8 protein-coding genes are annotated in these 9,649 nt (G+C 52.7%); 2 read left to right on the top strand and 6 right to left on the bottom strand.

Annotation, left to right across the window (positions count from 1 at the left end):
• Positions 1-159: 159 nt before the first annotated feature.
• The 6 genes from hypE to AB1656_06175 all read right to left on the bottom strand — a co-directional run bounded on the left by hypE (position 160) and on the right by AB1656_06175 (position 7,550).
• The gene (hypE, locus tag AB1656_06200; protein ID MEW6234960.1) at positions 160-1,209 is read right to left on the bottom strand and encodes a hydrogenase expression/formation protein HypE; all 1,050 of its coding nucleotides are present in this window, start codon (positions 1,207-1,209) and stop codon (positions 160-162) included.
• A gap of 172 nt (positions 1,210-1,381) precedes the next feature.
• Positions 1,382-2,485: a hydrogenase formation protein HypD gene (hypD, locus tag AB1656_06195; protein ID MEW6234959.1), complete on the bottom strand. Its 1,104-nt coding sequence runs from the start codon at positions 2,483-2,485 to the stop codon at positions 1,382-1,384.
• Entirely contained in the window at positions 2,482-2,736 is a 255-nt protein-coding gene (locus AB1656_06190) for a HypC/HybG/HupF family hydrogenase formation chaperone (GenBank protein ID MEW6234958.1), read from the bottom strand. The genes hypD and AB1656_06190 overlap by 4 nt, the downstream gene beginning before the upstream one ends.
• Entirely contained in the window at positions 2,727-5,042 is a 2,316-nt protein-coding gene (hypF, locus tag AB1656_06185) for a carbamoyltransferase HypF (GenBank protein MEW6234957.1), read from the bottom strand. The genes AB1656_06190 and hypF overlap by 10 nt, the downstream gene beginning before the upstream one ends.
• 85 nt (positions 5,043-5,127) lie before the next feature.
• Positions 5,128-6,438, bottom strand: coding sequence for a Gfo/Idh/MocA family oxidoreductase (locus AB1656_06180; GenBank protein MEW6234956.1), 1,311 nt, complete (start codon positions 6,436-6,438; stop codon positions 5,128-5,130).
• A 560-nt stretch (positions 6,439-6,998) separates the two neighbouring features.
• A complete protein-coding gene (locus AB1656_06175; GenBank protein MEW6234955.1) occupies positions 6,999-7,550 on the bottom strand; it encodes a cob(I)yrinic acid a,c-diamide adenosyltransferase in 552 nt (183 codons plus the stop codon).
• Between the two features lie 156 nt (positions 7,551-7,706).
• On the opposite strand from AB1656_06175, the gene AB1656_06170 reads away from it, so the two are divergent.
• Together AB1656_06170 and AB1656_06165 are read left to right on the top strand one after the other, a co-directional pair.
• Entirely contained in the window at positions 7,707-8,399 is a 693-nt protein-coding gene (locus AB1656_06170; protein MEW6234954.1) for a hypothetical protein, read from the top strand.
• 128 nt (positions 8,400-8,527) lie between these two features.
• Positions 8,528-9,469, top strand: a complete 942-nt coding sequence (locus AB1656_06165) for an SDR family oxidoreductase (GenBank protein ID MEW6234953.1) — start codon at positions 8,528-8,530, stop codon at positions 9,467-9,469.
• Positions 9,470-9,649 lie beyond the last annotated feature (180 nt).

The following is a 9,649-nucleotide window of genomic DNA, read 5'->3' as shown; positions in this document are numbered from 1 at the left end:
GGCTTATAATTGATATAAGCCAAGGCCAATAGGCCTATAATTGCTATGATGATAATGAAACGCAGCCATTTAATCATGAATGAATTCTTTCCAATACAGTGAATTGCCCGTCAGTGAGCGATTCAAGTTTTTTTTATTATAAATCTTTTAGGAGATTATTTAACAGATTCGCGGCAATTGTTCGCCGCTCAATAGATCGACGATTCGCATGGCGCCGAGTTGGCTCTTCATTACGACGGCGGGCGCTCCCGTTTTGACTTCGCCTATGATGGAAGCGCCTGCGCCCAGCGGATGGGAAGAAAGAATGGAGAACGCCTTTTCTTTGTCTTTCGGCGCGACGAAGGCGGCGAAGCGTCCTTCATTGGCGACGTACAGCGGATCGAAGCCCAGCATTTCGCACGCGCCTTTGACGTTATCGCAGACGGGGATGGCGCGTTCGTCGATGGCGATCATGGTTTGAGAGGCGTGAGCGATTTCGTTCAGCGCCGATGCCAGGCCGCCGCGCGTAAGGTCGCGCAGGCAGTGAATCTCGACGCCGCCAGCGATTAGAGCCATCACCAAATCCGCTAGGGGAGCGGAATCGCTCTTGATGCCGCTTTCGAATTCCAAGCCTTCGCGCGCGGCCATGACGGCGATGCCGTGGCGGCCAATGTCGCCATTGATGAGTACGGCGTCACCAACTTTGACTTGTTGAGGATTGATTTCGAGAGCGTGTTCGATGACGCCGATGCCCGCCGTGTTGATGAAGACGCCGTCGCCTTTGCCTTTATCTACGACTTTCGTATCGCCGGTAACGATGGCCGTTCCCGTTTGGTCCGCCGCCCGGCGCATGGAGTGGACGATCCGTTGCAGCGTCTCCAATGGCAGACCTTCTTCCAAAATAAATCCTACGCTGAGCCATAAAGGCTGGGCGCCGCTCATAGCCAGATCGTTGACGGTTCCATGCACGGCCAGGGAACCAATATCTCCGCCGGGGAAGAAGAGCGGATGGACGACGTAGGAATCCGTCGTGAAGGCGAGGCGTCCTTGAGGAAATTGCATAACCGCCGAATCGTGCAGTTGATCCAAATTTTTATCGCCGAAAGCGGGAAGAATCACCGAATCGATCAAACTGCGCATCAACGTCCCGCCGCCGCCATGCGCCAGGGTGATATGGGAATATCTCTGGATGGGCAGCGGGCAGGAGGAAGAAAAAACGAAATTATCCATTATGAAGTTTACCTTAAATGATTAATACCAAAACTGCGTTGAATGTTGCTTTTCAAATCCCTCTCCCAAGATTGGGAGAGGTTAGGTGAGGGTTGATATGGTTAGACTTAAAACCCCTCACCCTAACCCTCTCCCAGAGGGCGAGGGAATATTGATTATGTAACATAAGAGATCAATTCCCTTTTGTAGCATGGCGGCGGTAGCGATAATAGGCGGCGCAGGCGCCTTCGTTAGAGACCATCGGCGCGCCGAGCGGCTGCTCCGGCGTACAGCGCACGCCGAAGGCGGGGCATTCGTGCGGCTTTTTTATTCCGCGCAGAATCGATCCGCTGATGCACTCGGAAGCGGCGTTCGCGCGCAGCGCTTCCGCCAGACCGAAGCGCATTTCCGCGTCGAAGAAAGAATACTCTTCCGTTAAATGCAGGCCGCTATCGGGAATTTCGCCGATGCCGCGCCAGACGCGCGGGCCGGGGCAGAAGACTTGCGCGAGGATTTTTTTCGCCGCCAGGTTGCCATCGGGGCGCACGGCGCGGACGTATGGATTTTCCACCTCGGCGCGTCCTTCTTCCAATTGTTTGATGCAGAGGGCGATGCCTTGGAGGATGTCCAGCGGCTCGAAGCCGGTAACGACGATGGGCGTATGATATTTTTGCGCGATCGGTTCGTATTCCCGATAGCCCATGACGGCGCAGACGTGACCGGCGGCGAGAAAACCTTCCACTTGGTTGTCCAGCGAGGAAAGAATCGCTTCCATCGCGGGAGGGACGCAAACGTGCGCAACCAATAGCGAGAAATTTTCCAAGTTTTCCCGTTTGGCTTGATAGACGGCCATGGCATTGTTGGGAGCGGTGGTTTCGAAGCCGACGGCGAAGAAAACCACTTGCTTGTTGGGATTAGCGCGGGCGATTTTGAGCGCATCCAGCGGCGAATAAACGATGCGCGCATCGCCGCCTTGCGCCTTGACGGAAAAGAGATCGCGCTGGCTGCCCGGCACCCGCAGCATATCCCCGAACGAGCAGAGAATCGCATCGGGTTGCAAGGCGATTTCGATGGCCTTGTTAATCATTTCCACTGGCGTAACGCAAACGGGACACCCCGGCCCATGCACTAACGTTAGGCTTGAGGGCAGCAGCTGGTCAAGGCCGAATTTGACGATGGCGTGCGTCTGGCCGCCGCAGATTTCCATGATGGAGCGCGGGCGCGTCAGAGTGGATTTGATGGCCCGGACGAAATGGCGGGCGGCGGCTGGATCGCGGTATTCGTCGACGAATTTCATGAAACGGTATCCGATCCGGAGGCTAGTTCTTCCATCTCTTTTAGATACTCGAATACTTGGTTGGCTTCTTCTTCATCCACAACGCTAATGGCGAATCCGGCGTGAACGACGACGTAATCGCCAACTTGGGCTTCGGGGACATAAGCCAACGATATTTCTTTGCGCACGCCGCTGAAATCGATCGTTCCCATGCGGTAGATGTCTTCGCCATCCGTAACGCTGACGATTTTTCCGGGTATTCCTAAACACATTGGTTTCGGCTCCTATGATAGGCGGCGACTGCTTGTCCGAGAGAGAGGCCGCCATCGTTGGGCGGGATGCGCCTATGCCGATAGGGTTCGAAGCCTTCGGCTTGCAGGCGCTGGACGGCGCGTTCCATAAGATAGCGGTTTTGGAAGCAGCCTCCCGTCAATACGATTTGTTTATACTGAATTCGACGAGCGATGGCGACGATAATTTCCACCAGCGTATTATGAAATTTTATAGAAATTGAAGCCGTGGAACGATTTTGTTCAACCTCGGTGATTATGGCTTGCGCCATTGGTTCCCAATCGACGACCATCGGAGCGGCAGATTTATTTACAATTGTATAAGGATAAAATTCTTCGCTCGCCGCATCGCCGATGGCGAATTCCAACTCCATCGCCCCTTGTCCCTCGAAGGAGACGATTTGACGCAACCCAATAAGAGACGAAACGGCGTCGAATAGGCGTCCGGCGCTGCACGTGTGGGGCGCATGGATTCCTTTTTCCAGCAGCGTTCGCAAGATGCGGATTTCTTCCTCCGAAAACGATTTCAGCGCGGGCGAATTCGTCAATAAAAACGCTTTGTCTCCCATCATTTCAAACAACAAACCCAAAGCGGCGCGGCGCGGTTCCTTGAGCGCTTTTTCTCCCGAAGGCAGCGGGAAATAACGGAAATGTGCGGCGCGTTGGAAGTCGGACAGCGTCGCCGTCAGAAACTCGCCGCCCCAAATCGTCCCGTCGGTTCCGTATCCCGTTCCATCCCACGAAATCGCCAGAACTGGCCCTTGAAGACGATTCTCGGCCATGCAGGAAACGGCGTGGGCGAAATGATGCTGGATGGGGATCAACGGCAAGCCCGTTTTCTGGGCGTATTGCGTAGAAAGATAATCGGGATGCAGATCGCAGGCGGCTAGTTCCAATGTAATGCCGTACATCTTCTTTAATCCCGCAATCACTTCCAAAAAAGCATCGTAGGAAGGTTGATTGTCCAAATCGCCGATATGCTGGCTGATGAAAACATTGCGTCCCTGACTGAGGGCGGCGGTGTTTTTCAAATGGCCGCCTACAGCCAGCATCGAGGGCATATCGAAATCGCTACGATAAGGCAATGGCGCATATCCGCGCGCCCGGCGCAACAGCAATTCCTCTCCAGCGGCGATGTGTGTTACGGAATCGTCGGCGTGGCGCAGAATGGGGCGATTGTGGACGAGATAGAGATCGGCGATGCCCGCCAACCGCGCGAGGGCTTCGCGTTCGTCGATGCAGATCGGCTCTTCGGAAAGATTGCCGCTGGTAGCGACGATGGGAAATCCCAATTCCCGCAGCAGGATATGATGCAGGGGCGTATAAGGCAGCATACAGCCGAGATAGGGATTGCGGGGCGCAACGGATGGCGCGATGAAGTTATCGCCTGGACAGCGGCGCAAAAGAACGATGGGCGCTTCCGGCGATAACAATAGAGTTTTTTCTTGATCGGAAACGAAACAAACTTCGCGAATCGCCTCCAGCGAGGGAAACATAACCGCCAGCGGTTTTTCAACCCGGCGCTTGCGTTGGCGCAACCGCCCTACAGCGGATTCGCTGCGGGCGTCGGTAATGAGATGAAAGCCGCCGACGCCTTTCACGGCGGCGATTCGTCCGTCGCGAATCGCTTGCGCCGCCGCCAGCATGGCGTCCTGACGGCGTTGGAGAACGGTTCCCGCTTTGTTCCATAATTCCACTTGCGGCCCGCAAACGGGACAGGCGTTGGGCTGGGCGTGGAAGCGGCGGTCGCGGGGATCATCGTATTCCGCCTGACATTGTGGGCATTGGGAGAATGCTGACATTGCCGTATGGTGGCGGTCGTAGGGCAGATCGCGGATAATCGTAAAGCGGGGGCCGCAGTTAGTGCAGTTAGTGAAGGGATAGAGATAACGCCGATCATTGGGATCGAAAATCTCGAGCAAACAATCGGGGCATGTCGCGATGTCGGGCAGTAGTAGAGTGGTTTTGCCGCCGGTCTCTTCACTGGCGCGGATAGCGAATTCTTGATAGCCCGCCGGTTCGAGTTCCGTTGTTACCAGCGTTTGGATGACGGCGCGGCTGGGTTTTTCTTCTTGCAGGCGTTGCAAAAAAATCGCCAATGTTTGCGGATAGCCCTCCACTTCGGCGACGAGTCCTTGAGGCGAATTGACCGTCCAACCCTTCAATTCCAATTCATGAGCCAAGCGATAGAGAAAGGGACGGAAACCCACTCCCTGCACGGCGCCTTGAACGCTGATGCGTAGGCGCCGCTTCGATTCTATAGTGCAAGTTGGAGTAAAAACGTTCATACGATTCGCCAATCCCAATCTGGACGCAATGTCATAAGGGTGATTATAACTGGTTATGAAGGGGGATTAAGCGTAAATAGGCCTCTTAGGCGATAGATTCAGGGCGCAGCTCCATTTTTTCCGCGTCGTATTCGATGCGGCGTCCGGTGCGGTAGGCCATATTCGCCATGATTGTCGCCGTGGCGTGGGCGTAGCCCGCGTCCACATCGGCGCGGGGCTGGCGGCGGCGGCGGACGCAATCGAAGAAATCGCCTAGATGATCCACATCGGGCGGGGAAGGGAAGAGAGTTTTCTCCGGGATGAGTTTGCTTTTATCGATGTGGAATTCTGGAGTGGAAGCGCCGGGATTTTCGCAGAGCACCGCGCCTTCGCCGCCGCTGGAACTGACGGTTCCCGTTTGCAAATCGACCATGCCGTGGGTTCCGTACAAGTAGATCCCGCGCGAGTTGGCTTTGTTGCCCATGCGCATGTGATAGGCCGCCATTGTACCGCCGGGATATTCCAAGAGGCATTGAACCGTATCGGGATTGGTGCGTCCGTCTTGCCAGAGATAAACGCCGCCCAAGGCGACGGCGCATCGGGGGATGGAATCGAGCGCCAGGTTGACGAGGTCGATGCGATGGCTCATCCATTGGCAGAAACAGCCGCTGGAGAAAGGCCAGAAAAGGCGGAATTCGCGGTAATGGCGCGGATTCCAATGATATTCTTCGGGATCGAGATAGGCGAGAAATTCCCGCCAGTCCGTATCCTCCGGCTTGATGGACGATTCGCAGTCCTTGATGCGCCAATATTGTTGAAAGGCGCAATCGGATATCTCGGCGTAGGTAACGCGCCCCAAGCCGCCGCTTTGGATGAAATCCCTCGCGCCGAAATAGACGCCGCGTCCCCGGCTTTGCGTTCCCATCTGCGCCACGCAGCCGCTGGCTTTAATAATTTGCCAGGCTTTCTTGATTTGATCGAAATCGCAGCCAAAGGGTTTTTCCACATAGATGTCTTTGCCCGCCAGCACGGCTTTGGCGGCGTGATAGGGGTGTTGGAAATCGGCGGTGGCGATGAGAACGGCGTCCGTATCCTCTTGAGCGCAAAGGTCATCGAGGGTTCGGTATTGAGCCGCCGGTTTTTGGTTCCAACTTTCGATCTTTTTGGCGGCGGCATGGCGGCGCTGCGTCCAGATATCGCAAACCGCCGTCCATTGTACGTTGTGCGAATCTTCCAATTTATGCGCCCATTTCATGAGCGCCTGTCCCCGGATTCCCGCGCCGACGATTCCCAGCCGCAAGCGGTCGTTGGCGCCAAAGGCGGCGGGAGGTACAAAGACGGCTCCCAGCGCAAACGCGCCCGCTCCCGCCGTCGAGGCGGTTACGAATTCGCGGCGCGTCATCTCTTCGCGGACCATGATCTTTTCCTCTCTCCTCCATAGCGATCGAAAGTAAATTATAGAAGCAAGAACCCCTTTTGAGAAACGGCGAGAGGGCGTTTAGCGATCATATTCGATTTGCGAAATTTTCGAATTGCGGATTTCTCGGATGTTTTTGGATTCCTTCATCTGTCTCAATTCTTCCATATTCGCCGTTCATGTTATGTGCAATAGAAAATTAAAGGAATCACTTACCGTCGTCGTTTGAATCACGAAGACTCGAAATGAAAAAGAAAAACTCGAAAAAAAGAAAAGAAAAACGGTTAGCGCAAGGAATTGCGTTGCGAACGAGATTTTCCGCAATATCCAATAGAATCCGAGATATCGGGATTCGAATATTTCGTGAAATTCGAGCCTTTTCATGATTTCGTGATTCAATAACGGAACATAAAGAAGCCTCAACGCCTCTTTTGAACAATTTTTCCGATGGCATGAAAGTACTCGCTGCGTAACATGATCTAATAATCCCATATTCATCATTCATCATTCATCATTCATCATTCATCATTCATCATTCATCATTCATCATTCATCATTCATCATTCATCATTCCAAATTATCTCTTCCACGCCGTCTTTTGCATTTTGATATCGAGCCATGACGAAAAGCAAATCCGACAAACGGTTGAGGTAAATCAAAACGGCTTTATCCATAGGTTCCGATTGATGTAACGCAAACGCCCGCCGTTCCGCCCGGCGGCAGACGGTGCGGGCGGCATGCAAGGCGCACGCTGCGGGAGAACCGCCGGGCAGAATGAAATGCCGTAAAGGGGGCAGAGATTCGGATAAGAAGTCGATTTGTTGTTCGAGATACTCGGAATGATCGAGGGGAAACAACAATCCTCTTTTTTCTTTTTCCAGCTCATTGTCCGAAGCGAGAATAGCGCCAATCCGAAATAGATGGCGTTGGATGGCTTCTAGAAGAGGCTGGATATCTTTGGACGCATCCTGGGAAATAGCGAAACCAATGAAGGCGTTCAATTCGTCTATCGTTCCGTAGGCTTCGATTCGCAGCGAATCCTTGGCGATTCGCTTCCCGCCAAGAAGAGACGTATATCCATCGTCGCCGGTTTTTGTATAGATTTTCGTCATGGATCAATGTCACCGAATATTCAATTTTGCATTCACTATAGGTTTGATTTTTTATTAAAACAAGAAAATTGCATTTTCTTCCTTATTTATAGAGACGCCGTCAAGCGGAATTTCGCAGGTTCGTTCTCTTTTCATATCGCTATCCAGGAGATCATTATGAACAATTATAAACTACGATGGCCATTTCTTATCCTTTTTTTGTCCCTGATTCATTTGGCCCATGCGGCGCCGAAGGTTTATGTCTACCAGGTTGGAGCGTACGATTATTCCAATTCTCAAGAAATTGTCCTTGATATCTACGATCGCAATCAATGCGAAGGCAATCTGCTATGCGTGAATACGAACTATAAAAAAGCCTTGTTGAAATTCAGCGGCTTAACGGTTCCAGCGGGAAAATATAAAGTGGAATTGCTGTTGACGTGCAAACAATATATTTCCAGCGGAACGCTTTACCTTTATCAATTCAAGGAATTCCGTTGGGACGATCCCGGAGCGGCGTATAATCCGCCTCCTGAAGGAACCTACGCAACCTGGAATTTTCGCAATTATTCATCGGCTTCCTGGCAAGCTGTGGGGGGAGAAGGATCAACGGAAATGGGAGCGTTAATCGCGCAGTTTCCCATTAGCGGCGCCGTAAATATTTCCGCGTCGTTTAACGCCGAGTATGCGCAAGAAGTAACGGCGTTGGGTTTTGCTTTGAAAGGAGACGCCTCCATTGTTTTCTACGAGAAAGATACGGCGGGGACAACGCAGGATAAGAATCCTAAATTGATATTGACGGAGAATAGATCGATGTTGGGAGGATTGGATTGGAATCGGTTTTTCCGCCTATTCCGTTTAATGAGATAATCGCTTCCGTTTTCGGCGGCGCTGCGTATATTGCTTTTTTAAAGGGTTTCGTTAGAGTGAAGAACAATGTTTCCTTTTCTGGAAACGAATCGTTATTACGAGAAATCCCTGAATAGAAGGAAGAAAGCATGGCGAGGTTTGTCGTTACGGGAGGCGCCGGATTTATCGGCTCGCATCTGGTCGAGCATCTATTGTCGGAAGGCCATGAAGTCGCCGTCGTGGATAATTTTTCCACGGGATTGCGCGAAAATCTCAAGCCCTTTGCGGAGCGGATCCGCCTGTTCGAATGCGATTTGCGCCATCTGGACGACGTGCGCCGCGCGATGGAAGGCGCCGAGTACGTCTTGCACCAGGCGGCGCTGCCTTCGGTGCCGCGCTCGGTGGAAAATCCCGTCGAGAGCCACGAATCGAACGCAACAGGGACGCTGAATACGTTATGGGCGGCTAAGGAGGCGGGCGTTAAAAGGCTGCTCTACGCCGCTTCTTCTTCCGCTTACGGTGATGCGGAGACATTGCGTAAGGACGAGAATTTGCCCACGCGGCCCCTTTCGCCCTACGGCGTCGCCAAACTGGCGGGGGAAAATTATTGCCAGTCCTTTTATAAAACCTACGGTTTCGAAACCGTCTGCCTGCGTTATTTTAACGTCTTCGGCCCTCGCCAAAATCCGCGTTCCGCCTATACGGGAGTAATGGCGATTTTCATTCCGCTGATGCTGCAAGGTAAGCAGCCTACGATTTTCGGCGACGGCTCGATCACCCGCGATTTCACCTTCATCCGCAACGTCATCCACGCTAACCGGCTGGCGCTTACGGCGGAAAAAGCGCCGGGCGAGGTGATCAACGCCGCCTGCGGCGAAAGCCATAGCCTGTTGGAAATCGTGGATACGATCAATCGCCTGTTGGGAACGAACATTCAACCGCAATTCGCGCCGCCGCGCCTCGGCGACATCCAGCACTCATGCGCATCCATCGATAAGGCGAAGATCCTGCTCGGCTACGAACCGACGGTTTCCTTCGAAGACGGCATGGCGGAAACCATCGAATGGTACCGGCGCGAATCGAATTTGTGATTATTTTGTTCACTTATGAAGAATTTGTTGCTTTATTAATTCCTCTCCCAAGATTCAAGGATTTATAAGCCCTAATTAATTGGACTGTTGGGGGAGTTTGTTCGTATCTTGATGGATATTTTTACTAGGTTATTTACACCAACCCCGATTTTTGTCTAATTAAATATGGCGGAATAAATC

Source organism: Candidatus Omnitrophota bacterium, from assembly GCA_040755155.1.
GTDB lineage: Bacteria > Hinthialibacterota > Hinthialibacteria > Hinthialibacterales > Hinthialibacteraceae > JBFMBP01.
The sequence above is the reverse complement of the archived record's forward strand: the minus strand, read 5'-3'. Positions and strand labels throughout refer to the sequence as shown.